The sequence below is a fragment of the Pseudonocardia sp. P1 genome (genome assembly GCF_000178675.2).
GTDB lineage: Bacteria > Actinomycetota > Actinomycetes > Mycobacteriales > Pseudonocardiaceae > Pseudonocardia.
Window position 1 is genome coordinate 4,810,698 of sequence record NZ_ADUJ02000001.1, and the last position, 21,282, is coordinate 4,831,979.

Here is a 21,282-nt window from a genome sequence, read left to right on the forward strand (position 1 = left end):
GGGGCCGGTCGCGCAGGTCGCCGTCCGTCCGCGGACCCCGACGGGAGAGCCGCCCCGCGCCGGGGAACCGGCCGGTCGTATTCTCGCGGATCGTGAGTGCACCTCAGACCCAGCCGCTGTTCGACTGCGGCCGACCGGCGGAGCGACAGCGCGGTCTGACCGCGGCGGCGCGGGCGGTCCGGTCCGGTGAGCTGGTCGTCCTCCCCACCGACACCGTCTACGGGATCGGCTGCGACGCCTTCAGCGGCACCGCGGTGCGGAACCTGCTCTCGGCCAAGCGCCGGGGCCCGGACATGCCGGTCGGCGTGCTCGTCGGGTCCTGGACGACGATCGACGGCCTCGTCACGTCGGTGCCGCCGTCCGCGCGGGCGCTGATCGAGGCGTTCTGGCCGGGTGAGGTGTCGCTGGTGCTGGAGCACGCGCCGTCGCTGGCCTGGGACCTCGGCAGCACCCGTGGCACGGTGATGCTGCGGATGCCGCTGCACCCGGTCGCCCTGGAGCTGCTGCGCGAGGTCGGCCCGATGGCCGTCTCCAGTGCGAACACCTCGGGCAACCCGCCGGCGTCGACGGTCACCGAGGCGATCACCCAGCTCGCGTCGAGCGTGCAGGTCTACCTCGACGGCGGCCCGTCCGGGGACCCGGTGGCGTCGACGATCGTCGATCTGACCGGCGTCCGGCCGCGGCTCCTGCGCGAGGGCGGGGTGTCTGCCGAGCAGGTCGCCGAGGTCGTCGGGCAGGAGGTCGACCGCCCCTGAGGGGTGAGCACGTGTTCAGGGGCACAGCCAGGGACGATCCTGGCGGGTAGCCTCTCCGCACGTGAGTGAGCAGACCTTCTGGGGCCCGGACTTCTCCGCACTGCAGCAGCAGGATCCCGAGATCGCGGGAGTCGTGCTGGACGAGCTGGACCGCCTGCGTGGCGGCCTCCAGCTCATCGCGAGCGAGAACCTGACCAGCCCGGCCGTGCTGGCGGCGCTCGGGTCGACACTGTCCAACAAGTACGCCGAGGGCTACCCCGGCCGGCGCTACTACGGCGGCTGCAGCGTCGTCGACGAGGCCGAGAACATCGGCAACGCGCGCGCCAAGGAGCTCTTCGGCGCCGAGCACGTGAACCTGCAGCCGCACTCCGGTGCGAGCGCGAACCTCGCCGCGTACGCCGCCTTCGCCAAGCCGGGCGACACCGTGCTGGCGATGGACCTCAAGCAGGGCGGTCACCTGACGCACGGCAGCAAGGTGAACTTCTCCGGCCTGTGGTTCAACGCGGTCTCCTACCTGGTGCGTGAGGACACCGAGGTCATCGACTACGACCAGGTCCGCAGCCTGGCCCGCGAGCACCGACCGAAGATCATCATCGCCGGTGCGACCGCCTACCCGCGCCTGATCGACTTCAAGATCTTCCGCGAGATCGCCGACGAGGTCGGTGCCGTGCTGATGGTCGACGCGGCGCACTTCATCGGCCTGGTCGCCGGCCAGGCGATCCCGTCGCCGGTGCCCTACGCCGACGTCGTCACCGCCACCACGCACAAGGTGCTGCGCGGGCCGCGCGGCGGCATGGTGCTGTGCAAGGCCGAGCACGCCAAGGCCATCGACAAGGCGGTGTTCCCCTTCTCCCAGGGCGGCCCGCTGATGCACGCGGTCGCGGCGAAGGCCGTCGCGATGCGGGAGGCGGCCCAGCCCGAGTACCAGGCCTACGCCCGCCAGGTCGTCTCGAACGCCCAGGCGCTCGCCAAGAGCCTGGAGTCCGAGGGCATGCGCGCGGTGTCCGGTGGCACCGACAACCACCTGGCGCTGATGGACCTGCGGCCGATCGGAGTGACCGGGTCCGAGGCCGAGACCCGCTGCGACCGGGCCGGCATCACGCTGAACAAGAACGCCATCCCCTACGACCCGGCCCCGCCGATGAAGCCGTCCGGCATCCGGGTCGGCTCGCCGAGCGTCACGACCCAGGGGATGACGGAGGCGGACATGGCCGAGGTCGGCGCCCTGCTGGCCCGTGCGGTGAAGGCCGAGCACGACACCACGGCGGGCGACAAGGAACTCGGTGCCGTCGCCGAGGCGGTCACCGCACTGGTCCGGAAGGCACCCGCCTACCCTCGGGGGTGACCTGACCCGAAGGCGGACCGGAGAGGCGCAGTCGACGTGCCGGTGGACCAGCTGAGCTACGGACTCCCCGTCCGTGAGTTCCTGCTCGTCGGCCTCGTCTCCGCCGTGGTGACGCTGCTGCTCACCGGGCCGGTCCGCATGCTGGCCCTCAAGGTCGGCGCCGTGGCCTGGCCGCGGGGTCGGGACGTGCACGTCACCCCGACCCCGCGGTGGGGCGGCCTCGCGATGTTCGGCGGGGTCCTCGCCGGCCTGCTGCTCGCGCTGCAGCTGCCCGCCCTGCGGCTGGCGTACTTCGAGGGCAGCACCGAGGTGATGGGCGTCGTCGTCGCGACAGCCCTGCTCGTCGGGGTCGGGATGCTCGACGACCGCTACGACCTCGACGCGATCACCAAGTTCGCCGCCCAGGTGACGGCCGGTGGCCTGCTGGTGCTCTACACCGTGCAGTGGTCCGCGATCTGGATCCCGCTCGGCGGTGGCGGGAGCGGCATCTCCGGCTCCTACCTGTTGCTCGGGCAGAGCCAGTCGGTGCTGCTCACCGTCCTGCTGACGGTCGGCCTGGTGAACGCCCTCAACTTCATCGACGGCCTCGACGGACTCGCCGCCGGCATCGGCATGATCACCACGCTGGCGACGGCCGTGTTCTGCGTCGGCCTGATCAGCGAGAACGGGAACGATCCGGCGGCCTTCACCCCGGCCCTGATCGCGGTCGTGCTGGCCGGAGCCTGCCTGGGGTTCCTGCCGCACAACTTCAACCCGGCCCGGATCTTCATGGGCGACACCGGCTCGATGATGGTCGGCGTGATGCTGTCCGCGGCCATCACGAGCGCGTCGGGCCGGCTGACGTTCAACGAGACCGTCGGCCCCGGTGACATCTTCGCCCTGGTCTCGCCGGTCTTCGTGCTCGTCGGGATCGTGTTCATCCCGGTGCTGGACCTGATGCTCGCGGTGATCCGCCGGACCCGTGCCGGGACCAGCCCGTTCAGCCCGGACAAGATGCACCTGCACCACCGGCTCCTGCAGGTCGGGCACAGCCACCGTCGCGCCGTGCTGCTCGTGTACCTGTGGGTCGCGGTCATCGCGTTCGGTGCGGTCGCGCTCGCGCTCGTCCCGCAGACCGGGCTGGTCGTCGCGGCCACCGTCGTCGCCCTGATCGTCGCCTTCGTCGCGTCGGTGGTGCCGCACCGGTCCCGGCAGCGGGCCGCGGCGGCCGCGGCCCCGACGGTCGTGCCGGTGGCCTCCGTCGACGACGAACCCGTCCCGGACCCGGTGCCGCCGGTGCCGGACGCCCTGACGGCCGGGTCCGGTGGGGTGACCGCCCCCGTCCGGCAGGACGTGGCGGGGCCCGGGCTGTCCGAGGTGGCGGGGTCCGGCCGGCACGAGGTCGCCGGGCCCGGCCGGCCTGACGTGGCCGGGCCGCACCGGCAGGAGACGCCGCGCGGATCCGGGCCCGTGGAGCCGGGCCGGGGACCGGCGGGCCGCCCACCGATGCGGCGGCCGGCGGGGGCGTCCCCGTATCCGGCCACGCCCGGTCCACCGACGGACGGGGGCCGCGGGCCACGGGAACGGCGACCGGCACCGCCGCCCGCCGGCCCGCCCGGGGGACCGCAGCCGACCGGCGGGGCGCCGTACCCGGGCAACGGGACGCCGGCGCGCCCTCCGGGCGAGACCCCGGTGCCCGGACGCGGGGTGCCGCCGTACCGGCCGGGGGAGACGCCGGCACCCGGTGGTGGGGTGGCTCCGTACCGCCAGGGGGAGACTCCCGTGCCCCCGCACCGGTCCGGGGAGACATCTGCTCCCGGTGGGGCGGTCCCGTACCGCACGGGAGAGTCGCCGGCCCCCGGCCGAGGAGCTCCGCACCGCCGTCCCGGAGTGGATCCGGTGTCCGGCAACGGGACCCGGGCCCCAGGCACCGGACCCATGGGCCCGCGCCGGGACGCGTCCGCTCCCGGGACGCCGGAGGCTGCAGGGCCCGGCGGACCCGAGGAGCACACGGAGCAACCGACGGTCCCCACCCACGGGGCGCACCGCCGCCCCCACGACGACCCCCCGGCCCACTGACGACGCACCCCGTCGCCGCGCGACGCACCGCTTCCCCGCGCGACGCACCGCTTCGCCGGGTGGCGCACCTCGTCGCAGGGTGGCGCACCCCGTCGCAGGGTGGCGCACCGCTTCGCAGGGTGGCGCACCCGATGCAACGGGTGCGCGGACCGGTCGAGGGGTGCGTCGACGGGGTTCTGACAGCGGCGCGGGGCGGGTGCCGGGAGCGTCGCCAGGTGATGGTCGCCGGCCCACGTGCCTGGGGCCGGCGAACGGGATGCACGTTCCGGCCCTCGCCGGGGCCACCGCGTGCGTCCCGATCGGCGGCGGTGGCGGAGCCTCACCGATGGTTCGGGTGTCCGCGGTCACCTCTGCCGGGCGAGCCGGGGAACGCCCGCTCCGACGGGCGCCGGAGACCGCGGTGCCGGCCGGCGATACCGTGGTCGTGGCTCGTTCCGGCTGGTGGAGCGGCCGTTGATCCGGGAGGACGGGCGAACCGTGTGGCGATGGGACCGGTGGGGGACGGTGGACTACAGCGGCCCTGCCGTCGGGCAGGCGCAGGTGGTCCGGAGGCTCTCCGCGTCGATGGCGCGCGGTGCCGCCCTGGTCGGGGGCGTGACCTCGGTGCTGTGCATCGGTGCCGCCGCGCTGGCCGCCGGGCTGCCCGGGCTCTACGGCGCCGCCCTGGGTGGGGTGCTCGCCACGGGCTCCGCGCTGCTCACCCCGGTCCTGATGCTGCGCACCACGGCACTGGATCCGGGGGCTGTGATGCTGGCCTCATTCATCGGCCTGGTGACGAAGGCCCTCATCCTCCTGATCGTCCTGTTCACCCTCGGGGGTGCCCCCGGCCTGCACCGGATGTCACTGGCCGTCACGTTGCTCGTGGTGTTCGTCGCGACGACCGCGGCCGAGGCCTGGGCGGGCAGCAAGATCAAGATCCTGATCGGGCCGGAGCCGGACCCGCCGAGCGCCTGACCTGCACCGACTCGACCGAAATGCCGGTTTTGGCCAGGCCCGGATCCGGGTCTCCACAGCCGCTCGCACGGCTACCACGGAGGTGGGGGTGGCGCCCGCGCGGCGTGTTAACGAATGATTGCACCGCGCCCCGCGCGCGCCCCGACCAAGATCGTTGCGTGGCGTGAAGGCGCAGGTGAGATGCGTGCCAGCCCCCGACACGTTGTAGAAGTACGGCTGATAGCATCCGCCACGTAGGCGATGTGGGTGACTTCCGGTGTTTCGGCCCGGACGCCCGGAAGGCATCGCGCCACGAGGCACCTTGCAGGCGATCCCCCGTTTCGCGTGGACGCGGGACGGGAGCACCGGAAGGACCCCCATTGGGTACGTTCGTACTTGCGGCAGAGGAGTTCACGCCGCCGGGCCAGGGACTCTTCAACTACCCGCCGATCTTCGGCGAGGTCACGAAGCCGATGGTCCTCGCCGTGCTGTCGCTGATCATCGTCGTCGCGGTGTTCACGCTCGGCACCCGCAAGCTCTCGATCGTCCCCGGCCGGGGGCAGTTCGCGCTGGAGTCGTTCTACAACATCCCGCGCAACACGATGGCCCGCGACCAGATCGGCTCCGCCGACTTCAAGCGGTTCATTCCGTTGATCCTGGGCCTGTTCAGCTTCATCCTGATCAACAACCTCTTCGCGATCATCCCGGTGATCCAGTTCCCGACGATGTCGCGGATCGGGTTCCCGATCGCGCTGGCGTTGTTCGTCTACGTCTTCTACCACTACGCCGGGTTCAAGAAGCACGGTTTCGCGGGCTACATCAAGCACGCCGCGCTGCCGCCGGGTGTCCCGGTCTTCATCGCGCCGCTGATCATCGTGATCGAGCTGCTGCAGAAGTTCGTGGTGCAGCCGCTCTCGCTCGCGCTGCGTGTGTTCGCCGCCATGTTCGCCGGCCACCTGATCATCGCGCTGACCGCGGTGGCCGCCGAGTTCCTGCTCTTCGCGGGTGGCGGGCTGGCGGTCGCGGCGCCGTTCTCGTTCGTCGCCGGCATCGCGTTCACCTTCCTGGAGGCGCTGGTCCAGGTCATCCAGGCCTACGTCTTCGCCCTGCTCGCCGCCGTGTTCATCGGTGCGGCGATCTCGGAGGACCACTAGACACCCGGTGCGCGAGCGCCGATCCGATCCGCCGGCTCGTCCGGCCCGACCCACCGAACGACCCGCATCCCGCGGACCCGACGGAAGGAAACCGAAGTGAACGTCCCCACGCAGGTCCTGGCCCAGGCCGCCGACATCAACCCCGGCCTCGCGGCCATCGGCTTCGGTGCCAGCGCCATCGGCGCCGGCATCGGCGTCGGCCTGATCTGGTCGGCCGTCATCAGCGGCACCGCCCGCCAGCCGGAGGCCCGTGGCCAGCTGATGGGTATCGGCTGGACCACCTTCGTGCTCGCCGAGCTGGTCATGCTGATCGGCCTGGTGCTGTTCTTCATCGCCGGCGGCTGATCAACCCCATGCCGGTCCACACACCGGCGGCCACGTCAGGGAAGGACTCACGGTGGAACTGATTCTCGCCGCCGAGGAACCGCTGCCGATTCTCCCGCACGGCAACGAGCTCGTCCTCGGGATCGTCGCGTTCGCCATCCTGCTCTTCGTGCTCTGGAAGTTCGCGGTTCCGCGCTTCGAGACGCTCTACGAGGAGCGGACGGACGCGATCGAGGGCGGTCTGAAGCGTGCTCAGGAGACCCAGGAGCAGGCGGACCGGCTGAAGAAGGAGTACGAGGACCAGCTGGCCGGCCTCCGGGCCGAGGCGGCGCGCATCCGCGACGATGCGCGTGCCGAGGGCCAGCAGATCAAGGCCGAGCTGCGCGAGGAGGCCGAGCAGGAGGCCGCTCGCATCCGGACAAGGGGCGAGGAGCAGGTCTCCGCGGCCCGCGACGCCGCGCAGCGCGCCCTCCGCAACGAGGTCGGCGGCCTGTCCGTGCAGCTGGCCGAGCGCCTGCTGCGCGAGCAGCTCACCGACGACTCGCGTCGCTCGTCGACGATCGACTCGTTCCTGGGTGAGCTCGACCAGCAGGGCGCCGCGCGGAGCGGGGCGAACTGATGGCCACGGTCCTGCAGCCCGCGTCCCGGGACGCGCTCGTCGCGCTGACCGAGCGGCTGGACGGCTACGTCGACGGTGCGTCCGCCCGGGACCTGACCACGACGGCGGACGAGCTGTTCGCGGTGGCCCGGTTCCTGGACGGCGAGCGCGCCGTGCAGCGGCTGCTGGCCGACTCCGCGTCGCCGGAGGAGGCCCGGGCCGATCTGGTCCGCCGCCTGTTCGGTGCGCAGCTCTCGCAGCCGACCGTCGACCTCGTCTCCGAGCTGGCGCGCAAGCGCTGGTCGAAGACCCGGGACGTCGTCGTCGCCGCGGAGGCGCTGGCCCGCCAGGCCGCCGTCGCCGTCGCCGAGAAGACCGGGTCGCTCGACGAGGTCGAGGACCAGCTGTTCCGGTTCGGCCGCATCCTCGGCCGCGAGCCGGAGCTCAACGGTCTGCTCGCCGACACCACCAGGCCGGTGGAGGGTCGCGTGCAGCTGCTGGACGGCGTGCTCGGCGACCGGGTCTTCCCGGTCACCGCGACGCTGCTCCGCGAGGCGGTCCGGCTGCCCCGCGGCCGGCACCTGGACGTCGTCGCCGAGGAGCTCGCCGAGCTCGCGGCGGCCCGCCGGGACCGGTCGGTCGCGAAGGTGCGCACCCCCGTCGCGCTGACTCCCGACCAGGAGTCGAAGCTCGAAGAGTCCCTCGGCCGGATCTACGGCCGCAAGATCTCCCTGCAGGTCGAGCTCGACCGGGACCTCCTCGGAGGTCTGGTCGTGCAGGTCGGCGGCGAGGTCATCGACGGCAGCGTGGCGGGCAGACTCGCCGCCGCGCGCCGGTCCCTGCCCAGCTGACCTGCTGAGCCGGCCGCCCCGGCGGCCCGATCTCAGATCCCGTTCGAGAGAAGGAACGACGCAGCATGACAGAGCTGACGATCTCCTCCGAGGAGATCCGGAGCGCGATCTCCAGCTACGTCTCGTCGCTGGAGAGCGACACGTCCCGCCGCGAGGTCGGCGCCGTGTCCGACACCGGTGACGGCATCGCCCACGTCGAGGGCCTGCCCTCGGCCATGACCAACGAGCTGCTCGAGTTCGAGGGCGGCGTCCGAGGCGTGGCGCTGAACCTGGAGCAGAACGAGATCGGCGCCGTCGTCCTCGGCGACTACACCGGCATCGAGGAGGGGCAGCAGGTCACCCGCACCGGCGAGGTCCTCTCGGTCCCGGTCGGCGAGGGCTACCTGGGCCGGGTCGTCGACCCGCTCGGCAACGCCATCGACGGTCTCGGCGACATCGAGACCGACTCGCGGCGCGTGCTCGAGCTGCAGGCGGCCTCGGTGATGGAGCGCCAGTCGGTGCACGAGCCGCTGCAGACCGGCATCAAGGCGATCGACGCCATGACGCCGATCGGCCGTGGCCAGCGGCAGCTGGTGATCGGCGACCGCAAGACCGGCAAGACCGCGGTCTGCGTCGACACGATCATCAACCAGAAGGAGAACTGGGCGTCGGGCGACCCCAAGAAGCAGGTCCGCTGCATCTACGTCGCCGTCGGCCAGAAGGGCTCCACGATCGCCGGTGTCCGGCAGTCCCTCGAGGACGCCGGTGCGCTGGAGTACACGACGATCGTCGCCGCCCCGGCGTCCGACCCGGCCGGCTACAAGTGGCTCGCCCCCTACACCGGCTCGGCCATCGGCCAGCACTGGATGTACCAGGGCAAGCACGTCCTGATCGTCTTCGACGACCTCTCGAAGCAGGCCGAGGCGTACCGCGCGATCTCGCTGCTGCTGCGCCGTCCGCCGGGCCGTGAGGCCTACCCGGGCGACGTGTTCTACCTGCACTCGCGGCTGCTGGAGCGTTGCGCGAAGCTGTCCGACGACCTCGGCGCGGGTTCGATGACCGGTCTCCCGATCATCGAGACCAAGGCGAACGACGTGTCGGCGTACATCCCGACCAACGTCATCTCCATCACCGACGGCCAGGTCTTCCTCGAGTCCGACCTGTTCAACCAGGGCGTCCGGCCGGCGATCAACGTCGGTATCTCGGTCTCCCGGGTCGGTGGCGACGCCCAGGTCAAGGCCATGAAGACGGTGTCCGGTTCGCTGCGTCTGGACCTCTCGCAGTACCGCGAGCTGGAGGCGTTCGCCGCCTTCGGTTCGGACCTCGACGCGGCGTCGGCGGCCTCGCTGGGCCGCGGTGAGCGTCTGGTCGAGCTGCTGAAGCAGGCCCAGTACGCGCCGGTCGCGGTTCAGGACCAGGTCGTCTCGATCTGGCTCGGCACCTCCGGCAAGCTCGACTCCGTCCCGGTCGCCGACGTGCAGCGCTTCGAGGGCGAGTTCCGCGAGTACGCGCGCCGGCACGCCGCGGGTCCGCTCAGCGAGATCGTCGACACCGGGAAGCTCTCGGACGACGCGATCTCGACGCTGACCTCGGCCGTCGACACCTTCAAGCGCAACGAGTTCACCGCCTCCGACGGTTCCTCGGTCGTCCCGAACGAGAAGCCGGCGAAGGCCCTCGACGAGGACGACGTCGAGCAGGAGACCGTCACCGTCAAGAAGAGCTGAGGCTGATACCCGATGGCGGCACAGATCCGGGTGCTGCGCCGGCGTATCCGGTCGACGCAGTCCATCAAGAAGATCACCCGCTCCCAGGAGCTGATCGCGACCTCACGGATCGCGAAGGCCCGGGCGCGGGTGGACGAGGCGCGTCCCTACGCCGAGCTGATGACGAGCACGCTCTCCGAGCTCGCCTCCAACTCGGCGCTGGACCACCCGCTGCTCGTCGAGCGTGAGCAGCCGAAGCGGGCCGCGGTCCTGGTCGTGACCAGTGACCGCGGTCAGTGCGGCGGCTACAACGCCAACGTGCTCAAGGAGGCCGAGAAGCTGCAGTCCCTGCTCCGTGAGCAGGGCAAGGAGCCGGTGCTGTACGTGATCGGCCGCAAGGGCGTCTCGTACTACCGGTTCCGCAACCGGGACATCGAGCAGTCCTGGACCGGTTTCTCCGAGCAGCCCGGTTACGAGCACGCGGCCGAGGCGGCACGCACGCTGGTCGACGCGTTCATGGCCGGCGAGGACGACGGCGACGGCAACGCCGACGGCGTGCACGGGGTGGACGAGCTGCACCTCGTCTACACCAGCTTCAAGAACATGATCACGCAGATCCCGCAGGCCCGGCGGATGGCGCCGCTCGAGGTCGAGTACGCGGCGGACTCCGCGTCGGCGAAGCCGGTGGACGAGGACGACCGCACCGCGGACACCGCGCAGAGCCAGGTGGAGAGCCCCGGCAGCAAGGGGCTGCAGTCGCTGTACGAGTTCGAGCCGGACCCGGACACGCTGTTCGACGCGCTGCTGCCGAAGTACATCGGGGCCCGCCTCTACGCGGCCCTGCTGGAGTCGGCGGCGTCGGAGTCGGCGAACCGGCAGCGGGCCATGAAGGCCGCGACCGACAACGCCAACGAACTGATCCGTAGCCTGACCCTGGAGGCCAACCAGGCTCGCCAGGCTCAGATCACCCAGGAGATCAGCGAGATCGTCGGTGGTGTCGACGCCCTCGCGAGCGCAGGAAGTGAGAGCTGATGACCGCAACCGCCGATACTTCGGCCACCGGCACGATCACTGGGCGCGTCGTCCAGGTGACCGGCCCGGTCGTCGACGTCGAGTTCCCGCGTGACCAGGTCCCGGACCTGTACAACGCGCTGTCCCTGGAGGTCGACCTCTCCGGCGACCACCGCAAGCTGACCCTGGAGATCGCCCAGCACCTGGGCGACAACCTGGTCCGCGCGATCTCCATGCAGCCGACCGACGGCGTGGTCCGCGGCCAGGAGGTCACCGACCTCGGCCGTCCGATCTCGGTGCCGGTGGGCGACCAGGTCAAGGGGCACGTGTTCAACGCGCTCGGCGACTGCCTGGACGACCCGAGCATCCAGTTCACCGGTGACCTGCGGTCGATCCACCAGAAGGCCCCGCGGTTCGACCAGCTCGAGGGCAAGACCGAGATGCTGGAGACCGGCATCAAGGTCCTCGACCTGATGACCCCGTACGTGGTCGGCGGCAAGATCGGTCTGTTCGGTGGTGCCGGTGTCGGCAAGACCGTGCTGATCCAGGAGATGATCCAGCGTGTCGCGCTGAACTTCGGTGGCACCTCGGTGTTCGCCGGCGTCGGCGAGCGCACCCGTGAGGGCAACGACCTCATCACGGAGATGACCGAGTCGGGCGTCATGAAGAACACCGCCCTGGTGTTCGGTCAGATGGACGAGCCGCCGGGCACCCGTATGCGCGTCGCGCTCTCTGCGCTGACGATGGCGGAGTACTTCCGGGACGCGCAGGACCAGGACGTCCTGCTGTTCATCGACAACATCTTCCGGTTCACCCAGGCCGGCCAGGAGGTCTCGACCCTCCTCGGCCGCATGCCGTCCGCGGTGGGCTACCAGCCCACCCTGGCCGACGAGATGGGCGAGCTGCAGGAGCGGATCACCTCGACCCGTGGCCGTTCGATCACCTCGATGCAGGCGATCTACGTCCCCGCGGACGACTACACCGACCCGGCTCCGGCGACCACGTTCGCCCACCTGGACGCGACCACCGAGCTCTCCCGGCCGATCTCCCAGAAGGGGATCTACCCGGCGGTGGACCCGCTGACCTCGACCTCCCGGATCCTCGACCCGCAGTACGTGGGCGACGAGCACTTCCGGGTCGCCAACGAGGTCAAGCGGATCCTGCAGAAGTACAACGACCTGCAGGACATCATCGCGATCCTCGGTATCGACGAGCTGTCCGAGGAGGACAAGCAGCTGGTCGGCCGGGCCCGCCGGATCGAGCGCTTCCTGTCGCAGAACCTCCTGGTCGCCGAGCAGTTCACCGGCCAGCCGGGCTCGACGGTCCCGCTGAAGGAGACCATCGAGGCGTTCGACAAGATCGCCAAGGGCGAGTTCGACGACGTGCCCGAGCAGGCGTTCTTCCTCTGCGGCGGTCTGGACGACCTGGAGAAGAACCGCAAGAAGCTCGAGGGCTGATCTCATGCCTGCTGAGATGACCGTGGAGCTGGTCTCCGTCGAGCGCCGGCTGTGGTCGGGTGACGCGCGCTTCGTGCTCGCCCGCACCACCGTCGGCGAGGTCGGCATCCTGCCCGGCCACCAGCCGATGCTGGCCCAGCTCGAGGAGGCCGGCACCGTCCGGATCGACTCGACCGACGGCTCGAAGCGCACCATCGCGGTGCACGGCGGGTTCCTGTCGGTCTCCGCGGAGCGGGTGTCGATCCTGGCCGAGTTCGCCGAGCAGTCGGACGAGATCGACGTCGACCGGGCCCGCCGGGCGCGGGACGGCGCCGACACCTCGACCGACGAGGGCAAGGCGGCCGTCGCCCGGGCCGAGGCCCGCCTCCGGGCGGCCGAGGCCAACTAGGCGGAGGACCGGCACGGCAGTGGAACTCATCGCGGCGATCGTCGGAGTTCTGCTGCTGTGTCTGGTCGTCCCCCTGATCTGGCTCGCCGTACGGCGGGTGCGACTCATGCGTAACGGCGGCGTGGACCTGTGTCTGCGCCGCCGTTTCGCTGTCACGGACTGGCACTTCGGTGTCGGTCGCTACGAGGGCGAGCGCTTCGCCTGGTACCGGCTCACCAGCTTCCGGATCGGCGCCACCGTGGTCCTGGACCGCGCCGGGCTGGACATCGTCGAGCGACGCCCACCGCACCGCTCCGAGGAGTTCGCCATCCCGACGGCGGTCGAGGTGCTCCGCTGCCGGGGCCGCGACGCCGGCGGCCGCGGCATCGACGTCGAACTGGCGATGTCCCAGGACGTCCGCACCGGGTTCCTGGCCTGGCTGGAGGCCACACCGCCGGGACGCACCCGCGGATTCCGCGAGGCGTCCTGAGCGCAGGCGGGGCGTCAGGCGTCGGGGGCGCCGTGCGGGCCGCCGGGCTGCCAGTGGACGTCGCCGTCCGGGTTCGCGACGCGGCCCAGGATGAACAGCAGGTCCGAGAGCCGGTTCAGGTACTGCGCGGTGAGCGGGTTCGTACGGTCGCCGTCGTCGTCCAGCAGGGCCCACACCGACCGCTCGGCGCGACGGGTGACGGTCCGGGCGACGTGCAGGTACGCGGCGCCGGGTGTCCCACCGGGCAGGATGAACGAGTTCAGCTTCGGCAGCTCCGGGTTGAACTCGTCGCACCACGACTCGAGCCGCGTCACGTAACCCTCGGTGATCCGCAGCGGCGGGTACTCCGGGTTCTCGACGATGGGCGCGCAGAGGTCAGCGCCGACGTCGAACAGGTCGTTCTGGATCTGCCGGAGAGGATCGGCGACGCGCTCGGCGAGGCCGCCGACCGTCACCGCGACGCCGATCGCGGCGTTCGCCTCGTCGGTGTCCGCGTACGCAGCCAGGCGCGGGTCGGTCTTGCGGACACGGCTGAAGTCGCCGAGTGCCGTCGTCCCGTCGTCGCCGGTCTTCGTGTAGATCCGAGTCAGGTGCACCGCCACCCCGACAGGCTATGCGGACGATCCGCGCGGAGGCCAGGCCGCCGGTCGGGGCGCCTCTCGGCAGCCGTCGCGTGTGCTGCGCCGGACGGCGCAACCCTGCCCGACACGTCGGGGTGTGCCCGTGCCCCGGTGACCGCCCCGTTACCGTTCCGGACGTGGTGGAGCATTTCGCGGTCCGCGGCGGGGCCCGGCTGAGCGGGTCCGTCGACGTCGTCGGGGCGAAGAACAGTGTGCTCAAGCTGATGGCTGCGGCGCTGCTGGCCGAGGGCCGGACGACGCTCGAGAACTGCCCCGAGATCCTGGACGTGCCGCTGATGGCGGACGTCCTGCGCAGCCTCGGCTGCGCGGTGGCGATCGAGGGCGGCACCGTGCACATCGACGTCCCGGCGAACCCCGGCGCCGAGGCGGACTACCGCTCGGTGTCGAAGCTGCGCGCGTCGGTCTGCGTGCTCGGGCCGCTGGTGGCGCGCTGCCGGCGGGCCGTCGTCCCGCTGCCCGGTGGCGACGCGATCGGCTCCCGGCCGCTGGACATGCACCAGAACGGCCTGCGGAAGCTGGGCGCGACGACCGACATCGAGCACGGCAGTGTCACCGCCTCGGCGCAGGACCTGCACGGTGCGCAGATCTGGCTGGACTTCCCCAGCGTCGGCGCGACCGAGAACATCCTGATGGCGGCGGTGCTCGCCGAGGGCACCACCGTCATCGACAACGCGGCCCGCGAGCCGGAGATCGTCGATCTCTGCGTGATGCTGCAGCAGATGGGCGCGAAGCTGGAGGGCGTCGGGTCCTCGACGCTGACCGTGCACGGCGTGACCGGCCTGCAGCCCACCACGCACCGCGTGATCGGCGACCGGATCGTGGGCGCGACCTGGGCGTTCGCGGCGGCGATGACCCGCGGCGAGGTGACCGTCCGCGGGGTGGACCCGCACCACATCGACCTCGTGCTGGACAAGCTGCGCAGCGCGGGCGCCGAGATCTCCACCGGCGAGGAGGAGTTCTCCGTCGCGATGCCGGGCCGCCCGGAGGCGGTGGACTTCGTGACGCTGCCCTACCCGGGTTTCGCCACGGACCTGCAGCCGATGGCGATCGCGCTCTCCGCCGTCGCCGAGGGCACGTCGATGATCACCGAGAACGTGTTCGAGGCGCGGTTCCGGTTCGTCGACGAGATGGTCCGGCTCGGCGCCGACGCCCGCACGGACGGGCACCACGCCGTCGTGCGCGGGCGGGAGGAGCTGTCCTCGGCGCCGGTGTGGGCCAGCGACATCCGGGCCGGTGCGGGCCTGGTCCTGGCCGGACTGTGCGCCCGCGGCACGACCGAGGTCTGGGACGTCGCGCACATCGACCGCGGCTACCCGCGCTTCGTCGAGAACCTCTCCGCGCTGGGCGCGGACATCCGCCGGGTGGCGGGCGAGCCGGAGCGCTGAGCCCGGCCTCCCGGCGTCCGCGAGCCCGAGGGTCCCGATCGGCGCGCGTCACCCGATCGTGGCAGGCTTCCGGTACGCCACGGGCGGCCCGGCTGTCGGGTTCCGCCGTCGACGAGGAGGCCGCCATGGTGAGCACCCCGGATGCTGCTGACGTGTCACGGGCCGGTCGCCGGGCGGCGAGCGGAGCACGGGACGTGGCGCACTCCACGCCGGTCCGGATCGCGGCGCGGGTGGGGATCGCCGCGAACGGCGTCCTGCACCTGCTGATCGGCTGGCTGGCGGTGCAGGTGGCGCTCGGGTCCGGAGCGCAGGCGGACCAGAACGGTGCGCTGGGTGCGATCGCCGCCGAACCGCTGGGCCGGGCCTTCCTGTGGGTCCTGGTCGTGGGGTTCGCGGCGGTCGTCCTGTGGCGGGCCGTCTCGGCGGTGTGGGGTTTCGGCTACGTCGGCGACCGGTCCCGCAGACTGGTCAAGCGCGTGGTGTCCGCCGGGCAGGCCGTGGTCTACGCGGTGCTGGCGGTCGCGGCGGCGACGACGGCGCTGAGCGGACGTGCGTCGTCGGGCGGGGGCGGGCAGGCGACCGCGGGCCTGCTGGGCCTGCCGGGCGGGCAGATCGTGACCGCGCTCGTCGGACTCGGGGTGCTCGTGGGCGGTGGCGTGATGGTGTGGAACGGCTGGCAGCAGCGCTTCCTCGAGGACCAGGACCTGGCGGGTGCCGATCGCCGGGTCCGCCGGCTCGATGCCCGTACCGGGCAGATCGGGTTCATCGCGAAGGGCGTCGCGATCGGTGTGCTCGGGATCCTCGTCGGTGTCGCCGCGCTGACGTTCGACCCGGCGCGTGCGAACGGACTCGACTCGGCGCTGAAGGCCCTGCGTGAGCAGCCCTACGGGGTGTTCCTGCTCGTCGCGGTCGGGCTGGGGATCGCCTGCTACGGCGTGTTCTGCTTCTTCGACGCCCGGTACCACCGGGTCACCTGAGCGTCCGTCAGTCCAGTGCGCCCCGGCTGAGCACGACCCGGGCGTCGGGCACGTCCTTCGGGAAGACGAGCAGGGCGAACCCGCCCCGGTCGTCGGAGCCGGGCGTGATCGTCGCCCGGATGCCCTGCGCGCGCAGCCGGTCGCGCAGGATCCGCGCCGCGTCCTTCCCCGGTACCCGCGAGACCTCGGTCAGCAGGCCGGTCGCGACGGGGTCGTCGGGGTCGTCGGTGGGGAGGGTCACGTTCTTCTGGTGCCCGAACGTCCAGCGCAGCAGCAGTCCGATGGCGACCAGCACCACGACCAGGCCGACGATCGTGCCGAGCCGTGGGACGACGTCCATCTCCATCGCCCGATGGTCGCACCCGCCGGGCCCTGCCGCCCTCCCCGACGGGTGGGGCGTGAACCGATCCAGTGCTCGGTTTCCCGTACGGATCGCGTAGTTTGCCGCGCAGACGTGTGTGACGAGGGACGACCGGGCACCCGATCCGCCCTACTCGCCAGTAGTCTTGTCCCGACGTGCAGACAGTGCCGACTGTGCAGACGACGACGGAGGTTCCGGTGCCGTACCCGACCGATCGCGAGCGCGACCGTCCGTGGGTGATCCGCACCTACGCCGGTCACTCGTCGGCCGAGAAGACCAACGAGCTGTACCGCCGGAACCTGGCCAAGGGCCAGACCGGTCTCTCGGTGGCCTTCGACCTGCCGACCCAGACCGGCTACGACCCCGACGACGAGCTCGCCAAGGGCGAGGTCGGCAAGGTCGGCGTCCCGGTCAGCCACATCGGTGACATGCGCGCCCTGTTCGACGGCATCCCCGTCGCCGAGGCCAACACCTCGATGACGATCAACGCGCCGGCGATGTGGCTGCTCTCCCTCTACGTGGCGGTCGCCGAGGAGCAGGCCGAGCAGCAGGGCCTCGACTACTCCGAGGTCCGGGCGAAGCTCGCCGGCACCACGCAGAACGACATCGTCAAGGAGTACCTGTCGCGGGGCACCTACGTGTTCCCGCCCGGACCCAGCCTGCGGCTGATCACCGACATGGTCGCCTGGTCGGTCACCGAGATCCCCAAGTGGAACCCGATCAACATCTGCAGCTACCACCTGCAGGAGGCCGGGGCGACGCCGACGCAGGAGCTGGCGTACGCGCTGTCCACCGCGATCGCGGTGCTGGACTCGGTGCGCGACTCCGGCCAGGTGCCGCCGGAGAAGTTCGGCGACGTCGTCGGGCGGATCTCGTTCTTCGTGAACGCGGGCCTGCGGTTCGTCGAGGAGATGTGCAAGATGCGGGCGCTCGCGCGCCTGTGGGACGAGATCACCCTGGAGCGCTACGGCGTCGAGAACCCCAAGCAGCGGCGCCTGCGCTACGGCGTGCAGGTCAACTCGCTGGGACTGACCGAGGCGCAGCCGGAGAACAACGTCCAGCGGATCGTGCTGGAGATGCTCGCCGTCACCCTGTCCAAGGACGCGCGGGCCCGCGCCGTGCAGCTGCCGGCGTGGAACGAGGCGCTGGGCCTGCCGCGGCCGTGGGACCAGCAGTGGGCGCTGCGGATGCAGCAGGTGCTGGCCTACGAGACCGACCTGCTCGAGTACGAGGACATCTTCGACGGCTCCCGGGTGGTCGAGGCCAAGGTGTCCGAGCTCGTCGAGGGCGCCCGCGGCGAGATCGACCGGGTGCAGGAGATGGGCGGTGCGGTCTCGGCCGTCGAGTCCGGCTACATGAAGGGCGAGCTGGTCAGCTCCCTGGCCGCGTACCGCCGTGAGATGGAGTCCGGCGACCGCGTCGTCGTCGGGGTCAACAAGTTCGACACCACCGAGCCCAGCCCGCTGCAGGCCGAGGGCGCCGGGGCGATCTTCACGGTCGACCCCGAGACCGAGCGGTCCGCGATCGAGGCCATCGGGCGGTGGCGTTCCGAGCGGGACGCCGCGGCCGTCGACGAGTCGCTGCGGGCACTGCGCGACGCCGCGAAGACCGAGCAGAACCTCATGCAGGTCTCGATCGACTGCGCCAAGGCCGGCGTGACGACCGGCGAGTGGGCCGGTGCGCTGCGCGAGGTGTTCGGCGAGTTCCGTGCCCCGACCGGTGTGTCGTCGGCGTCGGCGTCCGGTGAAGGCGCCGGGGAGATCGCCGAAGTCCGCGAGCGGGTCCGCGCCACCGGTGACGAGCTCGGCCAGCGCCTCCGGATGCTCGTCGGCAAGCCGGGTCTCGACGGCCACTCCAACGGTGCCGAGCAGGTCGCCGTGCGCGCCCGCGACGTCGGCTTCGAGGTCGTCTACCAGGGCATCCGGCTCACCCCGTCGCAGATCGTCGCGGCCGCGGTGCAGGAGGGCGTGCACGCCGTCGGGCTGTCGGTGCTGTCCGGCTCGCACCTGGAGGTCGTGCCGGCGGTCGTGCAGGGGCTGCGTGACGCGGGCGCCGGGGACATCCCGGTCGTCGTCGGGGGGATCATCCCGCCGGAGGACGAGAAGCGGCTGCGTGAGGGCGGGATCGCCGCGGTGTTCACGCCGAAGAACTTCCGGCTGACCGGGATGATGGACGAGATCGTGACCCTCGTCCGGGACGCGCAGGGCCTGTCCTGATCCGGCGGACCGCCCGGGTCAGCGCACCCGGGCGGCCGCGGTGTCGGCGAGACGGCCCGCGAGTTCGCACAGCTGCGACGTCGAGCGCCCGCCCTCCTCGGCCTTGACCCGGACGAGCTCGGCCATCGGGCGGCCGTTCGTCCCGGTGAACTCCCGCACCGGGACCTCGCCGTTGCACGCGTCGGGGCCGTCGTCACGGACGAACGCCGCCGTGCCCGCGAGCGGCTGCCCGGTCGCGGACGGGGTGTCGTAGCGGTCGAACGAGACCGTCAGCTGGAGGTCGTCGCCCGCGTCGCCGGCGTCCCAGCTGCAGGACCAGCCGGCGAAGTCGCGGTAGGAGTCGGTGCGCGCCGGGGCCGGCAGCATCGTGAGGTCCCCGGGGCGCAGGGTGTCGCAGGCGTCGGTCGTCCAGAGGACGCTGCCGCCCGGCGGCGGTACCGGACGGCGGGGGATGCCGTCCGCGGCGAGCCGGGTCGCGGCGGAGGCGGCGGCCGCCTCGGCGGCCGCGCAGGGGTCCAGTCCGCGGGTCCGGCCGGCGTCGTGGTCGGCCGAGATCGAGACCTGGGTGCCGTCGTCGAGCCACAAGAACCGCATGCACGACGTGCCCTCGGCCGGTCGGCGCACCAGCACGGCGTCGCCGAGGCGCTGCTGCTCGCCCTCGGGCGGGCTGCCGGTGGCGCGGCGGTAGCGGATGTCGACGCCACCGGCGTCGTCGCCGCCGACCACGAACACGATCGAGCAGGCCGCGAGGTTGCCGTAGTCGGGCTCCCTCACCGCGGGCGCGAACGGGGCGAGCGCCGCCGGGTCGGCCAGGCACGGGTCGGCGGTGCGCTGGTCGCCCGCGGCCAGCGGCGGGACCGACGCGGGCAGCGCCACCGGGGCCGGGGCGGGCGCGTCGGCGCCGCGTTCCTGCGGGATCAGCGCGACGGCGGCGACGACCGCCACGACCGCGACGACGGCCGCTCCGCCGAACAGGAGACGGCGCCGGCGGGCGGCGACCGGGCCGTCCGCCGTCGCGTGGCCGGGCGGGTCGGTCGGATCGTCCGGCCGGACCTCCGGGGTGGTCGTGCGGCGTGCGGTGGGGCCGGGGTCCGCCGGGGCCGCGGGCTCGGGCTCGTCGCGGTCGGCCAGCGCCCAGAGCCGCCGGGCCGCCTCGGCCGCCGTCGGACGGGCGGCGGGGTCGGCCGCCGTCATCGTCGCGAGCAGTGCACCCAGTGGACCGTCCAGTGCGGGCGGCGGGACCGGGTCGGCGTCGGCGATGCGGCGGATGAGGGCCAGCGGGCTGTCGTCGGCCCAGCCGAACGGGGGCTCTCCGTCGACGGCGACCCGCAGCGTCGCACCGAGCCCGTAGACGTCGGCCGGGGCCGCCGGTTCGTCGCCCCGCGCTGTCTCCGGGGCGAAATAGGCCGGGGTCCCGAGTGTTCCGACGGTCAGCGAGTGCCGGCCGGGGATCAGCGAGATGCCGAAGTCGGTGAGCTTGACGGGGCCGTCGTCGGACACCAGGACGTTGCCGGGCTTCACGTCGCGGTGCACGATGCCGGCCGTGTGCAGCGCCGCGAGCGCCTCGGCGACCTGCGCGCCGATCCGGGCCGCGGCGCCGGGCGCCAGCGGCCCGGTTCCGGTCAGCAGCGCGTCCAGGCCTGCCGAGGGCACGTACTCCATGACCAGCAGCGGGCCGGCCGGGAGCTCCAGGACGTCGAAGACGGTGACGATCCGCCCGTGGTGCAGCTGGGCGGCGACCTGAGCCTCACGCCGGAGGCGGCGCATCGCGGCCGCGCCGTCCTCGGCGGCGGCACCCGTCTGCACCTGCTTGAGGGCGACGTCGCGGTCCAGCGCGGTGTCGCGTGCCCGGTGCACGACGCCCATGCCCCCGGCGCCCAGCCGCTCCCGGACCTCGTACCGCCCGGCGACGACGGTGCCCTCGACGAGCGGTGCGGTCACCCGGGCTCCCGGTCCAGCTCGTCGAGATCGGGTTCGGTGACGGTGTTGGTGCGGATCAGCTCGGCCACCAGGTTCTCGTTGAGCCGGTTGCCCACCGGCGGCTCGATCTCCGAGGCCAGCAGTCCGGCCACCCCGGCGGCGGACAGCCGCTCCCGGATCGCGCGCACCGTGTGCTCGGCGCGGCGGTGGGTCCAGCCGCCGCCGGGATCGGCCTGCTGCATCTCGTCGCTGACCTGGCGCCAGGACTGCGGAGCCGGACGGGGGTCGTTCTGCAGGTAGCGGCGGGCGAGCGCGAGGGCGGCGAGGCGCTCGTCCCCGTCGAGCGGCCAGGGCCGGGGGACCCGGGTGCTGTCGTCGTGCCGGGGGAGCGGGCGCACCCGGTCCGGGCCGCTGACCCGCACCTCCAGCGCGTGCTCCCGGCCGGGGGAGCCGAGCACGGTGACCAGCGTGTATCCGGGCGGGACCGGCACCGGCTCGCCGCCGGGACGCAGCTCGGTACCGGCCGGGAACCGGATGCCGGTCCGTCCGGAGTTGCTGAGCCACCAGCGGCCGCCGGTGAACCTCAGGCGGCCGTGCTCGCGGCTGACCTGCGGATCGTCCTCGCCGAGGGTGAGGTGCACCAGCGGCCGGTTGCGTCCGAACAGGACCTCACGGCCCTCCTTCGGGCCGAAGGTGGCGCTGCCTGCCAGGGTCTGCACGAACAACGTGTGCTCGGCCGACGGTCGCTGCTGCACGT

20 protein-coding genes are annotated in these 21,282 nt (G+C 72.3%); 16 read left to right on the top strand and 4 right to left on the bottom strand.

Translation table 11 applies throughout. The features are described from left to right. Nucleotides 1-92: 92 nt before the first annotated feature. The 13 genes from PP1_RS22195 to PP1_RS22255 all read left to right on the top strand — a co-directional run bounded on the left by PP1_RS22195 (nt 93) and on the right by PP1_RS22255 (nt 13,025). Nucleotides 93-755 (top strand): L-threonylcarbamoyladenylate synthase, encoded by a 663-nt coding sequence (locus PP1_RS22195; protein WP_010241991.1) that lies wholly within the window; start codon nt 93-95, stop codon nt 753-755. A gap of 61 nt (nt 756-816) precedes the next feature. Further along, nucleotides 817-2,100, top strand: a complete 1,284-nt coding sequence (gene glyA / locus PP1_RS22200; RefSeq protein ID WP_010241992.1) for a serine hydroxymethyltransferase — start codon at nt 817-819, stop codon at nt 2,098-2,100. Between the two features lie 36 nt (nt 2,101-2,136). Beyond that, entirely contained in the window at nt 2,137-4,158 is a 2,022-nt protein-coding gene (locus tag PP1_RS22205) for a hypothetical protein (protein WP_075314667.1), read from the top strand. Between the two features lie 477 nt (nt 4,159-4,635). Then, nucleotides 4,636-5,112, top strand: coding sequence for a hypothetical protein (locus PP1_RS22210; protein WP_050802185.1), 477 nt, complete (start codon nt 4,636-4,638; stop codon nt 5,110-5,112). 359 nt (nt 5,113-5,471) lie between these two features. After that, nucleotides 5,472-6,245: a F0F1 ATP synthase subunit A gene (gene atpB / locus PP1_RS22215; RefSeq protein WP_010224416.1), complete on the top strand. Its 774-nt coding sequence runs from the start codon at nt 5,472-5,474 to the stop codon at nt 6,243-6,245. A gap of 96 nt (nt 6,246-6,341) precedes the next feature. Further along, nucleotides 6,342-6,590, top strand: a complete 249-nt coding sequence (locus PP1_RS22220) for an ATP synthase F0 subunit C (RefSeq protein WP_010224415.1) — start codon at nt 6,342-6,344, stop codon at nt 6,588-6,590. Nucleotides 6,591-6,642: 52 nt separating this feature from the next. Continuing rightward, complete coding sequence (locus PP1_RS22225) at nt 6,643-7,188, top strand: F0F1 ATP synthase subunit B (RefSeq protein WP_010224414.1); 546 nt, start codon at nt 6,643-6,645, stop codon at nt 7,186-7,188. Beyond that, nucleotides 7,188-8,018, top strand: coding sequence for a F0F1 ATP synthase subunit delta (locus PP1_RS22230; protein WP_010224413.1), 831 nt, complete (start codon nt 7,188-7,190; stop codon nt 8,016-8,018). The genes PP1_RS22225 and PP1_RS22230 overlap by 1 nt, the downstream gene beginning before the upstream one ends. 65 nt (nt 8,019-8,083) lie before the next feature. Then, nucleotides 8,084-9,721, top strand: a complete 1,638-nt coding sequence (gene atpA / locus PP1_RS22235; RefSeq protein WP_010224412.1) for a F0F1 ATP synthase subunit alpha — start codon at nt 8,084-8,086, stop codon at nt 9,719-9,721. A gap of 12 nt (nt 9,722-9,733) precedes the next feature. Next, nucleotides 9,734-10,732 carry a F0F1 ATP synthase subunit gamma gene (locus PP1_RS22240; RefSeq protein WP_010224411.1) on the top strand — a complete coding sequence of 333 codons (999 nt, stop codon included), beginning with the start codon at nt 9,734-9,736 and terminating at the stop codon, nt 10,730-10,732. After that, on the top strand, nt 10,732-12,168 hold the full coding sequence (gene atpD, locus PP1_RS22245; RefSeq protein ID WP_029239153.1) for a F0F1 ATP synthase subunit beta: 1,437 nt from the start codon (nt 10,732-10,734) through the stop codon (nt 12,166-12,168). The genes PP1_RS22240 and atpD overlap by 1 nt, the downstream gene beginning before the upstream one ends. A 16-nt stretch (nt 12,169-12,184) precedes the next feature. Continuing rightward, nucleotides 12,185-12,556: a F0F1 ATP synthase subunit epsilon gene (locus PP1_RS22250; RefSeq protein WP_010224409.1), complete on the top strand. Its 372-nt coding sequence runs from the start codon at nt 12,185-12,187 to the stop codon at nt 12,554-12,556. A 19-nt stretch (nt 12,557-12,575) separates the two neighbouring features. Continuing rightward, complete coding sequence (locus PP1_RS22255) at nt 12,576-13,025, top strand: DUF2550 domain-containing protein (protein ID WP_010224408.1); 450 nt, start codon at nt 12,576-12,578, stop codon at nt 13,023-13,025. 14 nt (nt 13,026-13,039) lie between these two features. Here the strand turns inward: PP1_RS22255 and PP1_RS22260 are convergent, their stop codons facing one another. Further along, complete coding sequence (locus PP1_RS22260) at nt 13,040-13,627, bottom strand: cob(I)yrinic acid a,c-diamide adenosyltransferase (protein WP_010224407.1); 588 nt, start codon at nt 13,625-13,627, stop codon at nt 13,040-13,042. 155 nt (nt 13,628-13,782) lie between these two features. Between PP1_RS22260 and murA the strand changes: the two genes are divergently transcribed. Together murA and PP1_RS22270 are read left to right on the top strand one after the other, a co-directional pair. After that, nucleotides 13,783-15,051 carry a UDP-N-acetylglucosamine 1-carboxyvinyltransferase gene (gene murA / locus PP1_RS22265; protein ID WP_029239152.1) on the top strand — a complete coding sequence of 423 codons (1,269 nt, stop codon included), beginning with the start codon at nt 13,783-13,785 and terminating at the stop codon, nt 15,049-15,051. Nucleotides 15,052-15,245: 194 nt separating this feature from the next. Then, complete coding sequence (locus PP1_RS22270; protein WP_010224405.1) at nt 15,246-16,028, top strand: DUF1206 domain-containing protein; 783 nt, start codon at nt 15,246-15,248, stop codon at nt 16,026-16,028. 7 nt (nt 16,029-16,035) lie between these two features. Here the strand turns inward: PP1_RS22270 and PP1_RS22275 are convergent, their stop codons facing one another. Further along, nucleotides 16,036-16,374: a hypothetical protein gene (locus PP1_RS22275; RefSeq protein ID WP_010224404.1), complete on the bottom strand. Its 339-nt coding sequence runs from the start codon at nt 16,372-16,374 to the stop codon at nt 16,036-16,038. A 212-nt stretch (nt 16,375-16,586) separates the two neighbouring features. On the opposite strand from PP1_RS22275, the gene PP1_RS22280 reads away from it, so the two are divergent. Beyond that, on the top strand, nt 16,587-18,605 hold the full coding sequence (locus PP1_RS22280; RefSeq protein WP_029239149.1) for a protein meaA: 2,019 nt from the start codon (nt 16,587-16,589) through the stop codon (nt 18,603-18,605). Nucleotides 18,606-18,623: 18 nt separating this feature from the next. Here PP1_RS22280 and PP1_RS22285 read toward each other — a convergent pair whose 3' ends face one another. Both PP1_RS22285 and PP1_RS22290 read right to left on the bottom strand, forming a co-directional pair. Continuing rightward, on the bottom strand, nt 18,624-20,546 hold the full coding sequence (locus PP1_RS22285; RefSeq protein ID WP_075314665.1) for a serine/threonine-protein kinase: 1,923 nt from the start codon (nt 20,544-20,546) through the stop codon (nt 18,624-18,626). Next, complete coding sequence (locus PP1_RS22290) at nt 20,543-21,280, bottom strand: FHA domain-containing protein (RefSeq protein WP_010242591.1); 738 nt, start codon at nt 21,278-21,280, stop codon at nt 20,543-20,545. The genes PP1_RS22285 and PP1_RS22290 overlap by 4 nt, the downstream gene beginning before the upstream one ends. Between the last annotated feature and the right edge of the window lie 2 nt (nt 21,281-21,282).